This is a genomic window from Micromonospora sp. NPDC047740, assembly GCF_043204735.1.
Classification (GTDB): domain Bacteria; phylum Actinomycetota; class Actinomycetes; order Mycobacteriales; family Micromonosporaceae; genus Micromonospora.
Genome location: NZ_JBIDCT010000004.1, coordinates 1 through 20,006, shown reverse-complemented (window position 1 = coordinate 20,006; position 20,006 = coordinate 1). Strand labels below are relative to the sequence as shown.

Annotated in this window: 24 protein-coding genes; 23 read left to right on the top strand and 1 reads right to left on the bottom strand. The window is 74.6% G+C overall.

Features of this window, described 5'->3' with window-relative positions:
• Window positions 1–208 precede the first annotated feature (208 nt).
• The 14 genes from ftsZ (at window position 209) to ACGF4F_RS09230 (ending at window position 12,557) form a co-directional block, all read left to right on the top strand.
• Window positions 209–1,324, top strand: a complete 1,116-nt coding sequence (ftsZ, locus tag ACGF4F_RS09295; protein ID WP_357435187.1) for a cell division protein FtsZ — start codon at window positions 209–211, stop codon at window positions 1,322–1,324.
• 9 nt (window positions 1,325–1,333) lie between these two features.
• Entirely contained in the window at window positions 1,334–2,080 is a 747-nt protein-coding gene (locus ACGF4F_RS09290; protein WP_393076154.1) for a YggS family pyridoxal phosphate-dependent enzyme, read from the top strand.
• 197 nt (window positions 2,081–2,277) lie between these two features.
• The gene (locus ACGF4F_RS09285; RefSeq protein ID WP_357435190.1) at window positions 2,278–2,973 is read left to right on the top strand and encodes a cell division protein SepF; all 696 of its coding nucleotides are present in this window, start codon (window positions 2,278–2,280) and stop codon (window positions 2,971–2,973) included.
• A gap of 24 nt (window positions 2,974–2,997) precedes the next feature.
• Window positions 2,998–3,303: a YggT family protein gene (locus tag ACGF4F_RS09280; RefSeq protein WP_357435191.1), complete on the top strand. Its 306-nt coding sequence runs from the start codon at window positions 2,998–3,000 to the stop codon at window positions 3,301–3,303.
• Window positions 3,304–3,344: 41 nt separating this feature from the next.
• Complete coding sequence (locus ACGF4F_RS09275; protein WP_357435193.1) at window positions 3,345–4,148, top strand: DivIVA domain-containing protein; 804 nt, start codon at window positions 3,345–3,347, stop codon at window positions 4,146–4,148.
• A 72-nt stretch (window positions 4,149–4,220) separates the two neighbouring features.
• Window positions 4,221–4,904: a hypothetical protein gene (locus tag ACGF4F_RS09270; RefSeq protein WP_393076150.1), complete on the top strand. Its 684-nt coding sequence runs from the start codon at window positions 4,221–4,223 to the stop codon at window positions 4,902–4,904.
• Entirely contained in the window at window positions 4,901–5,206 is a 306-nt protein-coding gene (locus ACGF4F_RS09265) for a DUF167 domain-containing protein (RefSeq protein ID WP_393076147.1), read from the top strand. The genes ACGF4F_RS09270 and ACGF4F_RS09265 overlap by 4 nt, the downstream gene beginning before the upstream one ends.
• A gap of 22 nt (window positions 5,207–5,228) precedes the next feature.
• Entirely contained in the window at window positions 5,229–6,731 is a 1,503-nt protein-coding gene (locus ACGF4F_RS09260; protein WP_357435199.1) for a potassium/proton antiporter, read from the top strand.
• 224 nt (window positions 6,732–6,955) lie between these two features.
• On the top strand, window positions 6,956–7,375 hold the full coding sequence (locus tag ACGF4F_RS09255; RefSeq protein WP_018785248.1) for a TraR/DksA C4-type zinc finger protein: 420 nt from the start codon (window positions 6,956–6,958) through the stop codon (window positions 7,373–7,375).
• A gap of 63 nt (window positions 7,376–7,438) precedes the next feature.
• Window positions 7,439–8,059 carry a signal peptidase II gene (lspA, locus tag ACGF4F_RS09250; protein ID WP_357435200.1) on the top strand — a complete coding sequence of 207 codons (621 nt, stop codon included), beginning with the start codon at window positions 7,439–7,441 and terminating at the stop codon, window positions 8,057–8,059.
• Window positions 8,056–9,000 carry an RluA family pseudouridine synthase gene (locus ACGF4F_RS09245; protein WP_393076142.1) on the top strand — a complete coding sequence of 315 codons (945 nt, stop codon included), beginning with the start codon at window positions 8,056–8,058 and terminating at the stop codon, window positions 8,998–9,000. Before lspA ends, ACGF4F_RS09245 begins: the two co-directional genes overlap by 4 nt.
• 9 nt (window positions 9,001–9,009) lie before the next feature.
• Window positions 9,010–9,924, top strand: coding sequence for a hypothetical protein (locus ACGF4F_RS09240; RefSeq protein ID WP_357435202.1), 915 nt, complete (start codon window positions 9,010–9,012; stop codon window positions 9,922–9,924).
• A gap of 138 nt (window positions 9,925–10,062) precedes the next feature.
• Window positions 10,063–11,652 carry an ATPase gene (locus tag ACGF4F_RS09235; protein ID WP_393076139.1) on the top strand — a complete coding sequence of 530 codons (1,590 nt, stop codon included), beginning with the start codon at window positions 10,063–10,065 and terminating at the stop codon, window positions 11,650–11,652.
• A 47-nt stretch (window positions 11,653–11,699) separates the two neighbouring features.
• Window positions 11,700–12,557: a DUF2567 domain-containing protein gene (locus ACGF4F_RS09230; RefSeq protein ID WP_393076136.1), complete on the top strand. Its 858-nt coding sequence runs from the start codon at window positions 11,700–11,702 to the stop codon at window positions 12,555–12,557.
• Here the strand turns inward: ACGF4F_RS09230 and ACGF4F_RS09225 are convergent.
• A complete protein-coding gene (locus ACGF4F_RS09225; protein ID WP_393076133.1) occupies window positions 12,523–13,224 on the bottom strand; it encodes an LON peptidase substrate-binding domain-containing protein in 702 nt (233 codons plus the stop codon). The genes ACGF4F_RS09230 and ACGF4F_RS09225 overlap by 35 nt on opposite strands.
• Window positions 13,225–13,331: 107 nt before the next feature.
• Here ACGF4F_RS09225 and hisD point away from each other — a divergent pair, with 107 nt between their 5' ends.
• The 9 genes from hisD (at window position 13,332) to ACGF4F_RS09180 (ending at window position 19,776) form a co-directional block, all read left to right on the top strand.
• On the top strand, window positions 13,332–14,654 hold the full coding sequence (gene hisD, locus ACGF4F_RS09220; protein ID WP_393076130.1) for a histidinol dehydrogenase: 1,323 nt from the start codon (window positions 13,332–13,334) through the stop codon (window positions 14,652–14,654).
• A 64-nt stretch (window positions 14,655–14,718) separates the two neighbouring features.
• Complete coding sequence (locus ACGF4F_RS09215; RefSeq protein WP_393076127.1) at window positions 14,719–15,792, top strand: histidinol-phosphate transaminase; 1,074 nt, start codon at window positions 14,719–14,721, stop codon at window positions 15,790–15,792.
• A 53-nt stretch (window positions 15,793–15,845) separates the two neighbouring features.
• The gene (hisB, locus tag ACGF4F_RS09210) at window positions 15,846–16,457 is read left to right on the top strand and encodes an imidazoleglycerol-phosphate dehydratase HisB (RefSeq protein WP_357435210.1); all 612 of its coding nucleotides are present in this window, start codon (window positions 15,846–15,848) and stop codon (window positions 16,455–16,457) included.
• Window positions 16,457–16,630 (top strand): hypothetical protein, encoded by a 174-nt coding sequence (locus ACGF4F_RS09205; protein WP_198940227.1) that lies wholly within the window; start codon window positions 16,457–16,459, stop codon window positions 16,628–16,630. Before hisB ends, ACGF4F_RS09205 begins: the two co-directional genes overlap by 1 nt.
• On the top strand, window positions 16,627–17,265 hold the full coding sequence (gene hisH, locus ACGF4F_RS09200; protein ID WP_393076123.1) for an imidazole glycerol phosphate synthase subunit HisH: 639 nt from the start codon (window positions 16,627–16,629) through the stop codon (window positions 17,263–17,265). The genes ACGF4F_RS09205 and hisH overlap by 4 nt, the downstream gene beginning before the upstream one ends.
• Before the next feature lie 55 nt (window positions 17,266–17,320).
• Window positions 17,321–17,644 (top strand): hypothetical protein, encoded by a 324-nt coding sequence (locus ACGF4F_RS09195; protein WP_387272023.1) that lies wholly within the window; start codon window positions 17,321–17,323, stop codon window positions 17,642–17,644.
• A 16-nt stretch (window positions 17,645–17,660) separates the two neighbouring features.
• Window positions 17,661–18,389: a bifunctional 1-(5-phosphoribosyl)-5-((5-phosphoribosylamino)methylideneamino)imidazole-4-carboxamide isomerase/phosphoribosylanthranilate isomerase PriA gene (gene priA, locus ACGF4F_RS09190; protein ID WP_393076120.1), complete on the top strand. Its 729-nt coding sequence runs from the start codon at window positions 17,661–17,663 to the stop codon at window positions 18,387–18,389.
• Entirely contained in the window at window positions 18,386–18,781 is a 396-nt protein-coding gene (locus tag ACGF4F_RS09185) for a RidA family protein (protein ID WP_387272020.1), read from the top strand. Before priA ends, ACGF4F_RS09185 begins: the two co-directional genes overlap by 4 nt.
• Window positions 18,778–19,776: an NADP-dependent oxidoreductase gene (locus tag ACGF4F_RS09180; RefSeq protein WP_357435219.1), complete on the top strand. Its 999-nt coding sequence runs from the start codon at window positions 18,778–18,780 to the stop codon at window positions 19,774–19,776. Before ACGF4F_RS09185 ends, ACGF4F_RS09180 begins: the two co-directional genes overlap by 4 nt.
• Window positions 19,777–20,006: the final 230 nt, after the last annotated feature.

The following is a 20,006-nucleotide window of genomic DNA, read 5'->3' as shown; positions in this document are numbered from 1 at the left end:
CTCCGGTGGCGACACGCCGGAAAGGTCCTTGGCTCATCGCGCGGCGGCGCTTACGTTGCCCCGAAGAGATCAGTGGTTGACATAGCTCTAAGCCTCTAGTAGAGGGTGAGGGTTTCGGCCCTCCGCCGCGCCGGGCATTGCTCCGCCGCTGATCTGGCCAAGCCGTGTGGGGTCGGCCCATGCCAATCTCGAAGGGAAAGGACCGGAGATGACACCTCCGCACAACTACCTGGCGGTCATCAAGGTCGTCGGCATCGGGGGCGGCGGCGTCAACGCCGTCAACCGGATGATCGAGGTTGGGCTCAAGGGCGTCGAGTTCATCGCGATCAACACCGACGCGCAGGCGCTGCTGATGAGCGACGCCGACGTCAAGCTCGACGTCGGCCGGGAACTGACCCGAGGGCTGGGCGCCGGCGCCAACCCCGACGTCGGCAAGAACGCCGCCGAGGACCACCGCGACGAGATCGAGGAGGTGCTCAAGGGCGCCGACATGGTCTTCGTGACCTGCGGCGAGGGCGGTGGCACGGGCACCGGCGGTGCGCCGGTGGTGGCGAACATCGCCCGCAAGCTCGGTGCGCTCACCATCGGTGTGGTGACCCGGCCGTTCTCGTTCGAGGGCAAGCGCCGCCAGGTGCAGGCCGAGGCCGGCATCGAGGAGCTGCGCAACCAGTGCGACACGCTCATCGTCATCCCGAACGACCGGCTGCTCGCGCTCGGCGACCGCAACATTTCCATGATGGACGCCTTCCGCACCGCCGACCAGGTGCTGCTCTCCGGTGTCCAGGGCATCACCGACCTGATCACCACGCCGGGTCTGATCAACCTGGACTTCGCCGACGTGAAGAGCGTGATGAGCGGCGCCGGCAGCGCGTTGATGGGCATCGGCAGCGCCCGCGGCGAGAACCGCGCGGTCGAGGCGGCCGAGGCGGCCATCTCCAGCCCGCTGCTGGAGCAGAGCATGGACGGCGCGCGGGGCGTGCTGCTCTCCATCGCCGGCGGTTCCGACCTGGGCCTGTTCGAGATCAACGACGCTGCCCAGCTGGTCACCGACGCGGCCCACCCGGACGCCAACATCATCTTCGGTGCGGTCATCGACGACGCGCTCGGCGACGAGGTGCGGGTGACCGTGATCGCGGCGGGCTTCGACGGCGGTGCGCCCGCGTACAAGGCGGTCGATCAGGGCCGCAAGACCAACCAGAACCAGCCGACCCAGCCCACCGCGCCGGTGACCCCGCCGGCCACCATGCCGGCCCCGCAGCAGTCGCCCCGCCGGGTGCTGTTCGACGACGTCGACGTGCCGGACTTCCTCAAGAACGGGTCCTGAGCGGCGCCGATGACCGACACACCAGCCACGGTGCGACCCGAGCGGCGCGCCGAGCTCGCGGCCGGGCTCGCCCGGGTCCGGGCCCGTATCGCCGACGCCTGCGCGGCCGCCGGCCGGGACCGCGGCGAGGTCACCCTGGTCGCGGTGACCAAGACCTACCCGGCCGGCGACGTGGTGGCGCTGGCCGGGCTCGGCGTGACCGACGTGGGGGAGAACCGCGACCAGGAGGCGGCCCCGAAGGCCGCCGAGGTGGCCGCGGCCGGGGTGACCCCGCGGTGGCACTTCATCGGCCAGCTGCAGCGCAACAAGTGCCGTTCGGTGGCCCGGTACGCCGACGTCGTCCAGTCGGTCGACAGCGTGCGGCTGGCCGCCGCCCTCGACGCCGCCGCGGCGGCCGGCCGGGACCGGCCGCTGGACGTGCTGGTGCAGGTGAGCATCGACGGCGACCCGGCCCGGGGCGGGGCGCTGCCCGACTCGGCGGACCCCGACCGGGGGCTCGGCCCGGTGGCCGAGGCGGTGGCCGGCGCCGGGGCGCTGCGGCTGAGCGGGCTGATGGCGGTGGCCCCGCTGGGCTGGGAGCCGGACCGGGCGTTCGCCCGGCTGGCCGAGGTGGCGCAGCGGTTCCGCGTCCGGCATCCGGAGGCGACCGCACTGTCGGCGGGCATGAGCGGCGATCTGGAAACCGCGATCGGGTACGGCGCGACACATGTCCGCGTCGGCAGCGCGTTACTCGGAATGCGCCCCACGCTGCGGTAGCCTGACCGCGAAAGAAGCAAATTACATCAGTGTTGTTCAGGAACGGCGTTCCCGTAGCCGGGGGCCGTGACGGGCGGACCGCGAACCGCTCGTCCGGGGATTGCCGATCCGGTCCGGTGGGCACTGTGGTGTCCCACTCGTGATCAAGCGACACGGCACGGGGGTGCGTGCCGCACGGCAGACGGAAGGGCGCGGGGATGGGTGCACTGCGCAAGGCGGGGGTCTGGCTCGGGCTCGTCGAGGAGGACGATGACCGGGCCTACGAGGACGGTGGCTACGACAAGGGTGGCTACCGGGACTCGCGCTACCGGTCGAGCCGGTACTCCGAGGAGTTCGCCGACGAGGACGACGAGGAGCCCGAGGAGCCGCCGGCGGCCCGTACCCGGCTGGGCGACCGCGGGAGGCTGACCGAGCGCGCCTCGAGCCGGGCCGGCGACGCCGACCGGGCCGACGTCGAGCGCCCGGAGCGCACCGACCGGTCCAGCGTCCGGTCGATCACCCGCTCGGGCGCCGGGGAGAGCTCCGGCGCGCTGACCTACCACACCCGGGACAACCTGGCCCTGGCCCCGCAGGTGCAGCCCCGCGAGCGGGCGGTGGCGGCCGAGGAGGAGCAGCGCTACCAGATCACCACCCTGCACCCGACCACCTACCGTGAGGCGCGGACCATCGGCGAGCATTTCCGCGACGGGGTGCCGGTGATCATCAACCTCACCGAGATGGACGAGGCGGACGCGCGCCGGCTGGTCGACTTCGCCGCCGGGCTCGCGTTCGGGCTCCGGGGTACGATCGAGCGCGTGACCAACCGGGTGTTCCTGCTCTCACCGGCCAATGTCCAGGTCACCGCGGAGGACAAGGCCAAGATCGCTGAGGGCGGCTTTTTCAGCCTGAGCTAGCCCGACCGAGGGACGTCGCCTGCCGTGTTGTCGATTCTGTTCCAGGTGCTGTATCTGCTCCTTTTTCTGTTCCTGCTTGTACTGTTGGCCCGATTTGTCCTTGGCGCCGTTCTGGCGTACGGTCGCCGCTGGCAACCAGGCCGGGGAGCGTCGGCGGGACTCGAATCGGTGTGGAGCGTCACTGATCCGCCTCTGCGGGCGTTGAGGCGTGTGATCCCTCCGCTGCGAATTGGTACCGTGAGCATCGACCTGGCCTCCCTTGTGCTCCTGGTTATCCTGTTCGTGCTGATGGAGTTCGTGTTAGATCCGCTGATCAGGTCTTTCGCCTGACCAGCGCGCTTTCGCGGCCGCAACTGACCCGAGGAGTTTCGATGCCGCTGACCCCGGCCGACGTCCATAACGTCGCCTTCAAAAAGCCGCCGATCGGCAAGCGGGGCTATGACGAGGAGGAGGTCGACGCCTTCCTGGACGAGGTCGAGCGCGAGCTCGCCCGTCTGATCGAGGAGAACAACGAGCTGCGCGCCCAGGTGGAGCGCGGCGGTCGCGGTGGCGCCCCCGCCGGCCCCGGCGGTGACGCCCGGCTCGCAGCCGAGCTCAACGACGTCAAGGCACAGCTCGACCGGGTGCAGCGCGACAAGGCGGCCGCCGAGCAGGCCGCGCGCGCCATGCAGGCCGAGCTGGAGCAGGTCCGTGCCCAGGGTGGCCCGGCCGCCGGCGGTGACGGCGAGCAGCAGGCGCTGCGGGTGCTGATGATGGCCCAGCGGACCGCCGACGACCACGTCTCGGACGCCCGGCGCGAGGCGGACCAGCTGCTCACCGAGGCCCGCACCAAGGCCGAGGAGGTCACCCGCGAGGCCCGCGCCAAGGCCGACGCCCTCGAGCGGGACGCCCGCCAGCGGCACCAGGAGGCCATGGGCGGCCTGGACGCCAAGCGCACCGCGCTGCAGAAGCACATCGAGGAGCTCAAGCAGTTCGAGCGCGAGTACCGCACCCGCCTCAAGGCGTACCTGGAGAGCCAGCTCCGCGACCTCGACGGCCGCGGCCAGGGCCTGGAGGCCGAGATGAACCGCACCGAGAGCGTCCGCTCCGGCGGGGGTAGCAACGGCCTCGCCGCCGCCGGCCTCGCCGGCTCCTACGGCGGCAGCCGCGCGGGCTCCATCGAGTCCGGCCGCTGATCCCGTCGCCGGCGGCCGTCCGTACGACGGCCGCCGGCCGCGCAGACCGACACGACGCGGCGGGGGTGAGCCGTGATAGTCGCCAGCATCCTGCTCATCCTCGTCGCGGTCGTGCTCCTGGTGGCCGGGCTGGCCAACGGGTCCAGCCCGCTGCTGATCACCTCCATCGCGGTCAGCCTGCTGGCCGCCGTCGCCCTCGTCGCGGGCGCCCGCCAGGCGGTCGCCACCCGGGCCACGGCGGACCGGGTGGCCGGGCCGCGCAACCGCACCCGGACCGGCCCGCCGTTCGGCGCCCGGGTCGGGGAGCCGGAGATTCCGGTCCAGCACATCCCGTCGACGGTCGGCACCGGTGGACCCGGGTGGCGGCAACCACCCGAGTCGCCGGTGACCGATCCGGACGAGGTGCCGCCGACGGCATACTCGCCGCGCGACCCCTACGCCCCGCCCGTCCCCCGCGAGCCGTCGGCCGACGAGGCCGGTGTCGTGCCGGACGCCCCGGTGCCCACCTCGCCGGCCGCCGACGGTGACCCGCCCGCGCAGGACCTGCCGGCGGCGGACGTGGCCCGGCTGGCCCGGCTCGACGCCGAGGTTCGGGTGGTCGACGCCCACCCCCGCTTCCACCTGCCCGGCTGCCCCCATCTGGTCGGCCGGGACGACGAACCGCTGCCCGTCGCCGAGGCGGTCGGGCTCGGCTTCACCCCGTGCGCCCGCTGCACGCCGGCCACCGTCCTGCTCGCCGACGCCCGGCCGGGATGACCATGCAGGCCCCGCTCACCGTCGCCGTCCGGGTGAAGCCTGGCGCTGCCCGGGCCCGGGTCGGCGGACGCTTCGACGGCCCGCACGGGCCGGCCCTGGTCATCGCCGTGCACGCCCCCGCCGTGGACGGGCGCGCGACCGAGGCCGCCCGCCGAGCCCTGGCCGACGCCCTCGGCGTCCGGCCGGCGGCGGTCTCCCTGCGCGCCGGCGCGGCCAGCCGGGACAAGCTCTTCCTGGTCGAGCGCCCGGCTGCCGGGCTGCCCGACGTGCTGCGTCGGCTGCGCGACGGATCGGCCGAGTGAGGACCGTCCGGGCCGGCCGCGGATGACCCCCGGGCTCGATCTCGCGCTGCTGCTCGGCGCGGCCGTCCTGCTGGTGGCCGTGGGCGCGGTGCGCGTCTCCACCCGGCTCGGCGTGCCGAGTCTGCTGGTCTACCTCGCGCTGGGCGTGGCGATCGGCGAGGCCGGGCTGGGCATCCGGTTCCACGACGTCGAGCTGACCCGGGTGCTCGGGTTCAGTGCCCTCATCGTGATCATCGCCGAGGGCGGGTTGAGCGCCCGGTGGAGCACACTGCGTCCGGTGCTCGGGATGGCCGCCGCGCTCTCCACGGTCGGCGTGCTGGTCAGCATCCTGGTGGTCGGGCTCGTGGTGCACCTCCTGCTGGGGCTGGACTGGCGGCTGGCCCTGCTCTACGGGGCGGTGCTCTCCTCGACCGACGCGGCGGCGGTCTTCGCCACCCTGCGCCGGTTGCGCCTGCCGCCCCGCCTGGTGGCCACGCTGGAGGCCGAATCGGGCATGAACGACGCCCCCGTGGTGATCGTGGTGCTGCTGCTCTCCCGGGGGGCGACGGCCGCCCACCCGTGGTGGTACGAGGTGCTCCTGGTCGGGTACGAGCTGGGCGTCGGCGCCGCGGTCGGGGTGGCCGCCGGGATCGCCGGCCGGTACGCGCTGCGCCGGGCGGCGCTCCCGTCGGCCGGCCTCTACCCGATCGCGGTGGTCGGCTTCACGGTGCTGGCCTACGCGGCCGGCGCGGTGCTGCACGCCTCCGGTTTCCTCGCCGTCTACGTGGCCGGCGTGCTGCTCGGCAACGCCCGGCTGCCGCACCGGCAGGCCATCCTCGGCTTCGCCGACGGGCTGGCCTGGCTGGCGCAGATCGGCCTGTTCGTCCTGCTGGGCCTGCTGGTCTCGCCGAGCCGGCTGGACGCGGCGGTGCTGCCGGCCGTGGTCACCGGGCTGGCCCTGCTGCTCCTGGCCCGCCCGCTGTCGGTGGCGGTCTCCGCGCTGCCGTTCCGGCTCCGCCCGCGCGAGCAGCTCTTCCTGTCCTGGGCCGGGCTGCGCGGCGCGGTGCCCATCGTGCTGGCCACCATCCCGCTGTCGGCCCGGGTGCCGGGGGCGGAAAGGCTCTTCGACGCGGTCTTCGTGCTGGTGGTGATCTTCACCTTGCTCCAGGCCGGGACCCTCGCCCCGGCGGCCCGCCGGCTCGGGGTGACCGCGCCGGCCGAGGCGGCCGAGATCCGCGTGGAGACCGCGCCGCTGGAACGGATGCGAGCCGACCTGCTCCAGGTCGAGGTGCCCCCGGGGTCCCGGCTGGGCGGGGTGCACGTGGACGAGCTGCGGCTGCCGGTGGGCGCCTCGGTGACCCTGGTGCTGCGCGACGGGGCGGGCTTCGTGCCCGGCCTGGACACCCGGCTGAAGGTCGGGGACAGCCTGCTGATCGTCGCCACGGCCGAGGTCCGCGACGAGGTGGAGCGACGGCTGCGTGCGGTGAGCCGTCGCGGGAGACTGGCCCGCTGGTTTGGCGAGTACGGCGAGGACCGGGACGGATGATCTGCTAGCGTTCCTTTTGCCCCGATTGGTGGCTGTTCGGGGCTGAATCGCGGTGCGACGGTGCGGCACGTTGTCGGACGCCTGTACGTTCCGTATTCTTGCCACCCTCCGGAGTGCACAGCGCGCGTCGCCGTGCGCCCGTTTTGCACATGGGGGACACCCACGCCGGTCTCCCCTGCCCAGGCACCGCCGACCGCCGCGGCACGCGGCCAAGGGAGCTGACGATGGCGAAGCCAGCCGACACCAGGACCGCCGGCCGCAAGCCGGTGGCGAAGGCCACCCGCAGCGCGGCGGAGACCGAGAAGATCCGGGCCGCGCTGGCGGCGCGGCGGGACGAGCTCAACGCCGAGTACGATCAGACGCTGAGCGAGATCACCGAGCTGCAGCGCGATCGGCTGACCGACTCGGCCGGGGACGACCAGGCCGACACCGGCACCAAGACGTTCGAGCGGGAGCAGGAGATCTCCCTCGCCAACAGCATCAAGGAGCGGATCACGCAGGTCGAGCGCGCCCTGGAGCGTCTCGACGAGGGTGGGTACGGCTGGTGCGAGCGGTGCGGCAACCCGATCCCGGTGGAGCGGCTCGCCGCGTTCCCGTCGGCCACCCTCTGCGTGACCTGCAAGCAGCTGGAGGAGCGGCGCTGAGGTCCGCTCCCCGGCGGAACGGAGACGGTGAGGGTCACCGTCGAAAGCGTCGATGGGGAGCAGATGACCGCAGCACCGCCCGCCGGGTCCGGCACCGCTGAGTCACGCGCCGGGGTGTCCCGCCGCAGGGCGATCGGGATCCTCCTCGGCGTCGCCCTGTTCGCGCTGCTCGCCGACCTGGCCACCAAGCAGCTCGCCCTCTCGGAGCTGACCGGCCGGGGGCCGGTGTCCCTGCTCGGCGGTGCCGTCTACCTCACCCTCACCCGCAACAGCGGCGCGGCCTGGAGCATCGGCTCCGACCACACCTGGGTCTTCCCGCTGATCACCATCGGCGTGATCGCCTGGATCGGCTGGATGGCGCTGCGACTGCGCTCGCTGCCCTGGGCCGTCTCGCTCGGGCTGGTGCTCGGTGGGGCGCTCGGCAACCTGACCGACCGGATCTTCCGGGCCCCCGGCCACTTCGTCGGCCACGTGGTCGACATGATCAGCCTGTTCGACCCGTACGGGCAGGTCTGGCCGGTGTTCAACCTGGCCGACAGTTCCCTGGTCTGCGGGGTGATCCTGGCCGTGCTGCTGGAGCTGACCGGCCGGCAGCGGGACGGCAGCCGGGCCGGCGCCCGGTCGGCGCAGCCGGCGGACGCCGCCGGGACGGCCACCGGCGGCGAGCAGCGGGAGCGGGCGTGACCTCCGTCTTCGCCACCGGTGGCGACCACCGGTCGCTGCCCGTCCCGGACGGTCTCGAGGGCCTGCGGCTGGACCAGGCCGTGTCCCGGCTGTTCGGGCTCTCCCGGACCGCCGCCGCGGCCCTGGTCGACGCCGGGGACGCGCTGGTCGACGGCGCCGTACGGCCCAACTCGCACAAGGTCAAGGCGGGCTCCTGGCTGGAGGTGACCCTGCCCGCGCCGGCCGCCCCGCCCACCGTCGTGCCGCAGGCCGTGCCGGGCCTGACCGTGGTCCACGCCGACGACGACATCGTGGTGGTGGACAAGCCGGTCGGCGTGGCCGCCCACCCGAGCCCCGGCTGGACCGGGCCGACGGTCATCGGCGCGCTGGCCGCGATCGGCCACCGGATCTCCACCAGCGGTGCCGCCGAGCGGCAGGGCGTGGTGCACCGGCTCGACGTGGGCACCACCGGGGTCATGGTGGTGGCCAAGAGCGAGCCGGCGTACACCGCGTTGAAGCGGGCCTTCAAGTACCGCGAGGTGGAGAAGCGCTACCACGCCGTGGTGCAGGGCCACCCGGACCCGCTGCGCGGCACCATCGACGCCCCGATCGACCGGCACCCGCACCACGACTACCGCTGGGCGGTGGTCTCCGGCGGCAAGCCGAGCGTCACCCACTACGACACCCTGGAGGCGTTTCCGGCCGCCAGCCTGCTCGACGTCAAGCTGGAGACCGGGCGCACCCACCAGATCCGGGTGCACTTCTCCACCCTCCGGCACCCCTGCGTGGGCGACCTCACCTACGGCGCCGACCCCACCCTGGCGGCCCGCCTCGGGCTGACCCGGCAGTGGCTGCACGCCCGCTCGCTGAGCTTCCTGCACCCACGGACGGCCGAGGAGGTCACCTTCGTCAGTGACTACCCGGACGACCTGGCCCGGGCGCTGGAGACCCTCCGCGACTGACCCGCCGCCATGGACCGCCCGACGAGCAGCCCGCCCGCCGACGTACCGCCGCCGCATCCGCCCCGGCGCGGTCCGGCGCGGTCCGGCCTGCTCACCTGGATCGCGCTGGCCTGCGCGCTGGCGGTGCTGGTCGCCGCCGTCTGGGACCGTCGCCGCGAGCCGGTGGGCGACCGCACGGTCGGCGAGGTCACCCGGGTCGGGGTGGCGGAGGGCGACGCCATCCCGGCCTATCTGCGCGCCGCCTCCGCCGAACTGGCCGCGCTCGGGCCGGCCGACCCCGGGCCGGGCGACTACGCCTTGGTCTCGTTCGCGGCGTACCTGACGCCGGCGCAGCTGGCCACCGCGCTCGGCGCGACGCCGGTCTCGGCGGTGGTCGCCCGGGTGCCGTTGCCCGGGCGGCAGACCGAGATCGTCCGGATCGCCGCGCTGCGAGTACCGGACGACGTGGTCGCCGGGATGGCCGAGGTGGCCGCCCGCAAGGACCGGGAGGCCGCCGACTACCGGGCGCGCGCCGCCGCCCCGGCCGCCTCCGCCGATCCCGAGCTGCGTCGGGTGTACGACACGGGGGCGGCGGTCTCGGCCGAGGAGGCGGCCGGCTACCGGTCGGGCTGCGCCTGCGTGTACGCCGCGGTGGTGCGGGACGCCCCGGCGGCGCTGCGGGCCCTGGCCACCCGCCCCGGCGTACGGGTGGTCGACCCGGCGCCCGAGGTGCGCCGGCTGGACCGCACGGTGTTCACCCCACCGCTGCCCGAGCAGCGGGACGTGGCCCGGCCGCCGGTCGACACCGGGCTGGCCGAGCCGACCCCCGGCGCCGGCGCGGTGGGCGATTCGTCGGAAGCCGCACCGACGGTCCGCGGGTCCGCACCGTCCTCCGGCGGCCCGGCCGCCGGTCCGGGATCCCCGAACCCCGCTCCCACCTCCTGAGACGTGATCGCCGGCGGCCGTCGCGCGGCACGACGGTGAGGAGGGCCACCGGGGGGATGTGCGCGCGGGGGTGTGGTTTGAATAGGGTTTCGTTCGTAGCCTGTCAGGCGGAGATCGACGGCTGGGGAGGACGAAGCCTTGGACGGCAGCGAAACCGGCTGGGGTCGGCAGGCTGAGCCGGCACCGCGGTGGCGGGCGCTGCTCGACCGGGCCCGACACGGCGGCCGTGGCGCGGAGCAGATCGACGCCGACCACCGCCCCGCGGAGCCCCCACCCGCCGCCGAACCGCTGCCGCGCCGCAGCGCCGGCGCCGGCTGGACCGGCCGGGCGCCGGCCGTCGGTCGTCCCGCCGAGCCGCCGTACGGCGCCGAGCAGCCGCCCTACCGGGTGGAGGCGACCTACCGGGTGGAGCCGGCCCACCGCGTCGAACCGGGGTACGGCGGCGAGCCGCCCTACCGCGCCGAGCCCGACCACCGTCCCGGGCCGTCCTGGCGGGCCGAGCCGGCGTACCGCGCCGAGCCGGAGCCGGGCCGCCCGGACGGTCCCGAGCCGTCCTGGCGGGCCGAGCCGGCGTACCGCGCCGAGCCGGAGCCGGGCCGCCCGGACGGTCCCGAGCCGTCCTGGCGGGCCGAGCCGGCGTACCGCGCCGAGCCGGAGCCGGGCCACCCAGACCCGGAGCCGCGCGGCCGGGGCACCGCCTCCGTCGAGCCCCGGTACGGGTTGCCGGAGCCCGGCTACCGGCCCGACCCGCCGCCGGTGGAGTCCCGGTACGCGTTGCTGGACCGGGGCCGCTACCGGCCGGAGAGCCACCAGCCGCCGGCGCCGCTCCCGCCGGTTCCCGCGCCGCAGCCGCCCGTCGAGGGCTACCCGGCCCGGGTCGAGCCGGCCCGGGTCGAGTGGCGGGCCCCGAAGCCGGAGGACGAGGTGGAGCGGGCCGTCGGTGTGCTCCGCCGCGAGCTGGGCCGCCCCCGGGTGCTCGCCTTCGCCAACCCCAAGGGCGGGGTGCACAAGACCACCGCGACCGTGCTCGCCGCGGCCACCGTGGGCAGCGTCCGTGGCCGCGGCGTCCTCGCCTGGGACGACAACGAGCTGCGCGGCACGCTCGGCCTGCGGGCCGGCAGCGCCCGACACGCCCGCACCATCCGACACCTGATCCACGATCTCGCCCAGATCGAGATCCTGGAGGGCGCCACCCTGCTGGAGCACCTCGACGACTACCTGCGGCACGCCTCCGACGGCTCGTACGACGTGCTGGCCGGGGAGGAGAGCCCCCGGTTCGCCCAGCGGCTGGACCAGTTCACCGTCAAGCGGGTGTTGGAGCTGCTGCGCCGTACCCACGAGGTGGTCTGCGTGGACACCGGCAACAACGTGGAGAGCCCGAACTGGCGTACCGTCATGCAGGCCGCCGACCAGCTCGTGGTGACCACCGTCCCCCGCGAGGACGCCGCGTTCAGCGCGGACTGGATGCTCGACCTGCTGCACGAGGTGGGGATGGGCGAGCTGGCCGACAACGCGGTGACCCTGATCTCCTGCCCGACGCCGCGGCGTACCTCGATCCAGGACGACCTGGAACGGCACTTCGCCACCCGGACCCGGGCGGTCACCGTGGTGCCCTACGACCCGGCGCTGGAGACCGGCTCCTCGATCGACTACCACCAGCTCCAGACGGAGACCCGGCAGGCGTGGCTCAAGGCCGTCGCGGTGATGCTGGAGCCGTTCGCCCGCTGACCGCCACCGCCGCCCCGCGCCGGCCCGCCGCCTGAGAGGATCACCGGGTGAGTCCGGACACCCCTGATCCCGAGCGGGCCGCCGACCATGCCGGCGCGCCCGACGCCGCCGCACGTCCGTCCGGCGGACCGGAGCCTTCCTCCCGACCCGAGCCGGCCACCGACCAGCCGGCGGACACGTCCGACGGGGCCCGGCCGGCCGACGACGTGACCGCGCCCGGCGCGGACCCGCTCGCCGGGCATCCGGGCGTGGTCGGTGCCGAGCCCCGGGAGACCCCGGTGGCCGCCGGCGGCGGTGGCCGGCTCAACGTGGTCCGGACCACCCTCGCCGCCGCGGTCCTGCTGGCCGTGCTGGGCGCGCCCCTCGGGCTGCTCTGGGCAGGGGTGGCGCCCGGCACCCCGGTGCAGAAGACCGCCGGCGGCGCCATCTACGCCACCCCGCAGCCGGAGCAGCCGATCGCCGCCGACGGCTGGTTCAGCCTGCTCGGGCTCGGGTTCGGGGTGCTCGCCGCGATCGCGCTGTGGCTCCTGCTGCGCGGCCGGCGCGGCCCGGTCGGCCTGCTCGCCGGGACCCTCGGCGGCCTCGGCGCCGCACTGGTGGCCTGGCAGGTCGGCCGCCGGATCGGGCTCGGCACCTACCACCGGCTGCTGGCCACCGCGCCGGACGGGACGGTCTTCACCAAGCCCGCCGACCTGCGGGCCGGCGGGATCGACTGGTTGCTCGGGCTGCTGCCCGTGCCGTACGGCAACCTGCTGCTGCCCGCGTTCGGCGCGGCCGTGACGTACACCCTGCTGGCCGGCTGGTCGCGCTGGCCGTCGCTGCGCCCGGAGCCGGAGCTGGACGGCGACTGGCCGCCGGGCGGCCCGGAGCTCAGTTCGGCACCGGGGGACCCGCCAGCTCGCTGAGCGGCACCGGCACCGCCCGGACCTCGCGCAGCAGCGCCGTCTCCCGGTGGAGCAGTTGAAGCTCGGCCCGGAGCCGGGCGGCGGTGTCGTCGATGGCGAGCAGCCGCTGCCGGTCGGCGACGGTCAGCGCGGCGGTCGCGGCGACCAGGTGCGACAGCACGGTGGGATCCTCCGGCAGTTGCTCGGAGATCTCCTGCGGGTCCGGCCGGATCAGCCCGAGATACTGCCGGAAGACCGAGATCACCCGGGCGGCCAGCAGGTCGGCTACCTCGTCGGTGCCGGCCGGCTCGGGCAGCCACTCCACCTCGGCGGTCAGGTACGGCGTGGCGCCCGCCTCGACGCCGGCGATGCGGAACCGCCGCCGGCCCACGGTGACGATGTCGAATCCGCCGTCGGCCAGCTCGGTGACCTGCCGCAGCTCCGCGGTGCAGCCCACCTCGTGCAGCGTGACCTGCCCGCCGCCGAGGGTCGGCCGGCCCGGCGGCCCGGCGGCGACCTCCCAGCCGGCCTGGATCGCCACCACCCCGAACTCCCGGGGCGCGCCCTCCGGCAGCCCGACCAGGTGGCGCACCAGCGCCCGGTAGCGCTCCTCGAAGATGTGCAGCGGCAGGACCAGCCCAGGGAACAGGACCGTCCCGAGCGGGAACACCGGCAGCCGTGCGGTCACGCGTCCGAGGGTAGTCGGACCGGGCACCATCCCGCGTGTCCCGGCTCACCGTCCCGGCCTGCGGGCGGCGCGGGTCGGCTCCGGGGCGGCGGCCTAGACTCGCAAGGGTGCTGAACCGGATCGACCTGCGTGGCGTCGTGCGCGACCCGCGCCGGCTGCTGCCCCGTGCCCAGCTCGACGTCTCGGTGGCCGTCGAGAGGATCCGCCCCCTGGTGGAGGCGGTCCGGGAGCATGGGTACCCGGCGATCCGGGAGGCGAGCGTTCGGTTCGACGGCATCTCCCCGGAGCGCCTGCGGGTGCCGGTGGAGACGATCCGCGCGGCGGAGGCCGGACTCGACCCCCAGGTGCGCGCCGCCCTGCTGGAGTCCATCACCCGGGCCCGCAAGGTCCACGCCGACCAGCGCCGCGCCGACCACACCACCCAGGTGGTGCCGGGCGGCACGGTGACCGAGCGCTGGGTGCCGGTCGACCGGGTCGGCCTGTACGTCCCGGGCGGCCTGGCCATGTATCCGTCGACCGTGGTGATGAACGTCGTCCCCGCCCAGGCGGCCGGGGTCCGCTCGCTGGTGGTGGTGAGCCCGCCGCAGAAGGACAACGGCGGCCTGCCCGACCAGCGGGTCCTCGCGGCCTGCGCGCTGCTCGGCGTCGACGAGGTCTACGCGGTCGGTGGCGCCCAGGCGGTGGCCATGCTCGCGTACGGCGCGACCGTCGACCCGGACGGCGCCGAGCGCTGCGCGCCGGTTGACATGATCACCGGCCCGGGCAACATCTGGGTCACCGCCGCGAAGCGGCTGCTGCGCGGCGTGGTCGGCATCGACGCCGAGGCCGGCCCGACCGAGATCGCCATCCTGGCCGACGACACCGCCGACCCGGTGCACGTCGCCGCCGACCTGATCAGCCAGGCCGAGCACGACCCCCTGGCGGCGAGCGTGCTGGTCACGCCGTCGGTGGCGCTCGCCGACGCGGTCGACGCGGAGCTGGCCCGGCAGGTGCCGGCGGCCAAGCACGCCGAGCGGATCGGCACCGCGCTGCGCGGGGAGCAGAGCGGGGTGGTCCTGGTCGACGACCTCGAGGCAGGGCTGCGGGTGGTCGACGCGTACGCGGCCGAGCACCTGGAGATCCAGACCGCGCAGGCCCGCGAGTGGGCGATGCGGGTGCGCAACGCCGGGGCGATCTTTGTCGGCGCCTGGTCGCCGGTGTCGCTCGGCGACTACTGCGCCGGTTCCAACCACGTGCTGCCCACCGGTGGCTGCGCCCGGCACTCGTCCGGCCTGTCCGTGCAGTCCTTCCTGCGCGGCATCCACCTCGTGGAATACAGCCAGGAGGCGCTGCGCGAGGTGGCTCCGCACGTGGTCACCCTGGCCACCGTCGAGGACCTGCCGGCCCACGGCCAGGCGGTCAGCGCGCGCTTCCCGGGGGACGACTCGTGAGCGAGCGCAGCGAGCTCAGCCCGCACCGGCCGCCGGCCGGCCCCGAGCGAAGCGAGGCAGCGGCATGAGTGGGCTTGACGATCTGCCGATCCGTGACGACCTGCGGGGCCTGCGGCCGTACGGCGCGCCGCAGCTCGACGTACCGGTCCGGCTGAACACCAACGAGAACTCCTACCCGGTGCCCGAGCCGGTGGCGGACGCCATCGCCAAGGCCCTCGCGGCCGAGCTGCGCGACCTCAACCGCTACCCGGATCGGGACGCGGTCGCGGTCCGCGCCGACCTGGCGGCGTACCTGGGCCACGGGCTCACCGTCGACCAGGTGTGGGCGGCCAACGGCTCCAACGAGATCCAGCAGCAGCTGCTCCAGGCGTTCGGCGGCCCGGGGCGCAGCGCGCTCGGCTTCACCCCGGCGTACTCGATGCATCCGCTGCTCGCGCTCGGCACCGGCACCGGTTGGATCCCGGCCGCCCGCGGCGTCGACTTCGGCCTCACCGCCGACGAGGCGGTCGCCCAGGTCCGGGCGCACCGGCCCGACGTGGTCTTCCTCTGCTCGCCGAACAACCCGACCGGCACCGCGCTGGACCCGGCCGTGGTCGCCGCGGTGCTCGACGCGGCGCCCGGCATGGTGATCGTGGACGAGGCGTACGCCGAGTTCGCCCGGCCCGGCACGGTGAGCGCGCTGGCCGTGCTGCCCGACCACCCGCGGCTGGTGGTCACCCGGACCATGAGCAAGGCGTTCGGGTTCGCCGGCGGGCGGCTCGGCTACCTGGCCGCCGACCCGGCCGTGGTGCAGGCGGTGCAGCTCGTCCGGCTGCCGTACCACCTCTCCGCGCTCACCCAGGCCGCCGCCCGCGCGGCCCTGGCGCATCGCGACGCCCTGCTCGGCACGGTCGCCGCGATCATGGAGCAGCGCGACCGGATCGTCGCCGAGCTGCGGGCCCGCGACCACCGGGTCGCGGACAGCGACGCCAACTTTGTGCTCTTCGAGGTGGGCGGTGACCAGGCGGCCGCCTGGCGCACCCTGCTCGACGCCGGTGTGCTGGTCCGCGACGTCGGCCTGCCCGGCTGGCTGCGGGTCACCGCCGGCACCCCCGCCGAGACCGACGCCTTCCTCGCCGCGATGGAGAAGCTCTCGTGAGCGCGCGGGAAGTGCGGCGCAAGAGCCCCGCAGTCGCGACCGAGAGGCAGGCAATGAGGCGCACCGCCCGGGTGGAGCGGATCACCAAGGAGACGAAGGTCCTCGTCGAGATCGACCTCGACGGCACCGGCAAGGCCGACATCGAGACGGGTGTCGGCTTCTACGACCACATGCTCCACCAGATCGCCCGGCACGGCGGCTTCGACCTGACCGTGCACACCGTCGGCGACCTGGAGATCGACGCCCACCACACCATGGAGGACACCGCGCTCGCCCTGGGCGCCGCGGTCGACCAGGCGTTGGGGGACAAGGCCGGCATCCGGCGGTACGGCTCGGCCACCGTGCCGATGGACGAGGTCCTGGTCCGGGCCGCGGTCGACCTCTCCGGCCGGCCGTACGTGGTGCACGACGAGCCGCCGCTCGCCCCGTATATCGGCCCGGTCTACCCGACCAGCATGACCCGGCACATCTGGGAGTCGTTCGGCCAGGCGGCCCGGATCACCCTGCACGTGGACGTGCTGCGGGCGGCCCGTCCCGGCGGCCACCCGGACGCCCACCACGTGGTCGAGGCCCAGTTCAAGGCGGTGTCCCGGGCGTTGCGCGAGGCCACCGCGATCGACCCGCGCAACGCCGGGGCGATCCCGAGCACGAAGGGCGCACTCTGATGGGGGCGGCGCTGCCGACGCTGCTGCTGATCCTGGCCGGGGTGCTGGTCGGCGGGACGTGGTCGCTCTACCGTCAGGGCGCGCCGCGCGGCGCCGTGGTGATCACCGGGCTGCTCGCCGCCCTCGCCACCGCCGGCGGGCTGCTCTGGCTGCTACCCGGGGACGGCGCATGAGCGAGCGACAGCGAGCGAAGCGGATCGTGGTGCTCGACTACGGCTCGGGCAACCTGCGGTCGGCCGAGCGCGCCCTGGAGCGGGCCGGTGCGGACGTCACCGTGACCGACGACCTGACCGCCGCCGCCGAGGCGGACGGCCTGGTGGTGCCGGGTGTCGGCGCGTACGCCGCCTGTATGGCCGGGATCGAGGCGCTCGGCGCCGGCCCGGTCATCGCCGAGCGGGTGGCAGCCGGCCGCCCGGTGCTGGGCATCTGCGTAGGGATGCAGGTGCTCTTCGAGCACGGCGACGAGCACGGCGTGGTGACCAAGGGGCTCGGGCTGCTGCCCGGCGGGGTGACCCGGCTGTCTGCCGAGCGGTTGCCGCACATGGGCTGGAACACCGTCCGCCCGCCGGCGGGGTCGGTGCTCTTCGCCGGCCTGCCGGCCGACGCCCGGTTCTACTTCGTCCACTCGTACGGGGTGACGGACACCGCCGGGCTGGCCGCGGCCGGGGCGACGGTGACCATCGCCGAGCACGGGACCGAGTTCGTCGCGGCTGTGGAGCGGGGTCCGCTGGCGGCGGCCCAGTTCCACCCGGAGAAGTCGGCCGACACCGGCGCCACCCTGCTGCGCAACTGGCTCACGACCCTGTGAGCGCGAGGAGTGGGCCGGGTTTGCGAGCCCCGCGGCCGCGAGCGGCGGTGGACCGGTGAGCAAGGAGCGGGCCCGCCGCCGGGAAGCCCGCGAGGCGCAACTGGAGGCCGAGCGTGCCGTCCGCCGCCGCCGGGTGGCCCGCCGGGAGCGGCGGCGCGCCCTGGTACGCCGGTTGACGCCGCAGCTGCGGCGCGGCCGGACCGGCCGGCTGAGGCGGCACACCCGGGGCGAGCGGGCGGCGATCGTGCTGCTCACCGGGGTTGCGCTGGCCGGCATCTGGACTTTCGTGGACGACCTGGCGCTGCGGCTGGCGTTGGTCGTGTTGTTGCTGCTGGTGCTGCCGGCGATCGTGGTGATCGCCCTGGACCGTCGTACCTGATGCGAGGAGAAGTGCTGTGAGCCTCACCCTGTTGCCCGCTGTGGACGTCGCCGACGGTCGGGCCGTCCGGCTCGTGCAGGGCGCCGCCGGCAGCGAGACCGCGTACGGCGACCCGCTGGAGGCGGCCCTCGCCTGGCAGTCCGACGGTGCGGAGTGGATCCACCTGGTCGACCTGGACGCCGCCTTCGGCCGGGGCACCAACGCGCACCTGCTCGCCGAGGTGGTCCGGCAGCTCGATGTGAAGGTCGAGCTCTCCGGCGGGATCCGGGAGGACGAGTCGCTGCAGGCGGCGCTGGGCACCGGGGCGGCCCGGGTCAACATCGGCACCGCCGCGCTGGAGGACCCGCAGTGGTGCGACCGGATCTGCGGCGAGTACGGCGACCGGGTGGCGATCGGGCTGGACGTGCGCGGCCGTACGCTCTCCGCGCGGGGCTGGACCCGCGACGGCGGTGACCTGTGGGAGGTGCTGGAGCGGCTGGACAAGGCCGGCGCCTCCCGGTACGTGGTCACCGACATCACCAAGGACGGCACCATGCGCGGGCCGAACCTGGACCTACTGCGCGAGGTCTGCTCCCGCACCGACGCGCCGGTGATCGCCTCCGGCGGCGTCTCCACCCTGGACGACCTGCGCGCCCTGGCCGCCCTGGAGCCGGTGGGCGTGGAGGGCGTGATCGCCGGCAAGGCGCTCTACGCCGGGGCGTTCACCGTCGCCGAGGCGCTGACCACGCTGCGGGCCGCGGCGTGACCTCCCCGGTCGTCACCCGCCTCGGCTCGGGTGGGCCGTGGGAGGCCCGGTTCGGCTATTCGCGGGTGGTCCGGGTCGGGAACCTGGCCATCACCGCCGGCTGCACGTCGACGGTCGACGGGCAGGTGGCGCACGTGGGGGACGCCGCGGCCCAGACCGCGCAGGCGCTGCGGATCGGCCTGGACGCACTCGCCGAGGTGGGCGCCGAGCCGGCCGACGTGATCCGGACCCGGATGTACGTGACCGACCGACGCCACGCCGACGAGGTCGGCCGGGCCCACAACGCGGTGTTCGGGGCGGTCCGCCCGGTGGCGACGATGGTCGTGGTGGCCGGGCTGATCGACCCGGAGCAGCTGGTCGAGGTGGAGCTGGAGGCGTACCTCTCCTCATGAGCACCAACCGCGAGATCCACCTGGCCTCCCGCCCGCAGGGCTGGCCGACCGCCGACAACTTCCGCCTCGTGGAGACCGAGGTGCCCACCCCGGGCCCTGGGCAGCTGGTGGTCCGCAACCGGTTCATCTCGGTCGACCCGTACATGCGCGGCCGGATGAACGACGTCAAGTCGTACGTGCCGCCGTTCGCCCTCGACGCCCCGCTCGACGGCGGCGCCGTCGGCGAGGTGGTGGCCAGCGAGGCCGACGGGTTCGCCCCCGGCGACACCGTGCTGCACGGCCTCGGTTGGCGCGAGTACGCGCTGGTCGACGCGAAGGCCGCCCGCCAGGTCGACCCGAACCTCGCCCCGCTGAGCGCCTACCTGGGCGTGCTCGGCATGACCGGGCTGACCGCGTACGCCGGCCTGCTCGACGTGGCCGCCATGAAGCCCGGCGAGACCGTCTTCGTCTCCGGCGCGGCCGGTGCGGTGGGCAGCATGGTCGGCCAGATCGCCAAGCTGCGCGGCGCGGCCCGGGTGGTCGGCAGCGCCGGCTCGCCAGCCAAGGTCGAGCGGCTCAGGTCGCTCGGCTTCGACGCCGCCTTCGACTACCACGACGGCCCGGTCCGGGACGCCCTGCGGGCCGCCGCGCCCGACGGTGTCGACGTGTACTTCGACAACGTCGGCGGCGAGCACCTGGAGGCCGCGATCGGGGCGATGAACCTGCACGGCCGGGCCGCGATCTGTGGCATGATCGCCCAGTACAACGCCACCGAGCCGCCCGCCGCGCCGCGCAACCTGGCGCTGTTGATCGGCAAGCGGCTCACCCTGCGCGGCTTCCTGGTCGGCGACCACGGTCACCTGCGCGAGCAGTTCGTCCAGGAGACGGCCGGCTGGCTGCGCGCCGGGAAGATCGCGTACGACGAGACGGTGGTCGACGGCATCGAGCACGCCCCGGCGGCGTTCCTCGGCATGCTGCGCGGCGAGAACCTGGGCAAGATGCTGGTCCGGCTGTGAGGCAGGACGGGGCCCCCGCACAAGGGCTCCGGTAGTGGAGGGTCCCGGCCGTGGCCGGCCTCACAGGCTAACCGTTTTGATATCGATGATCAGTGATCATAGGTTGGCCTGTGTGGAACGTTTTCGGCTTTCCAGGGCCGGGAAGCGTTTCGGTGTTCACCCTGTGGCGCATCACGTTTGGGTTGGCTCGGGGAGGATGCCGGTGGCGTGGGTTGGCGGTGAGGGCCGGT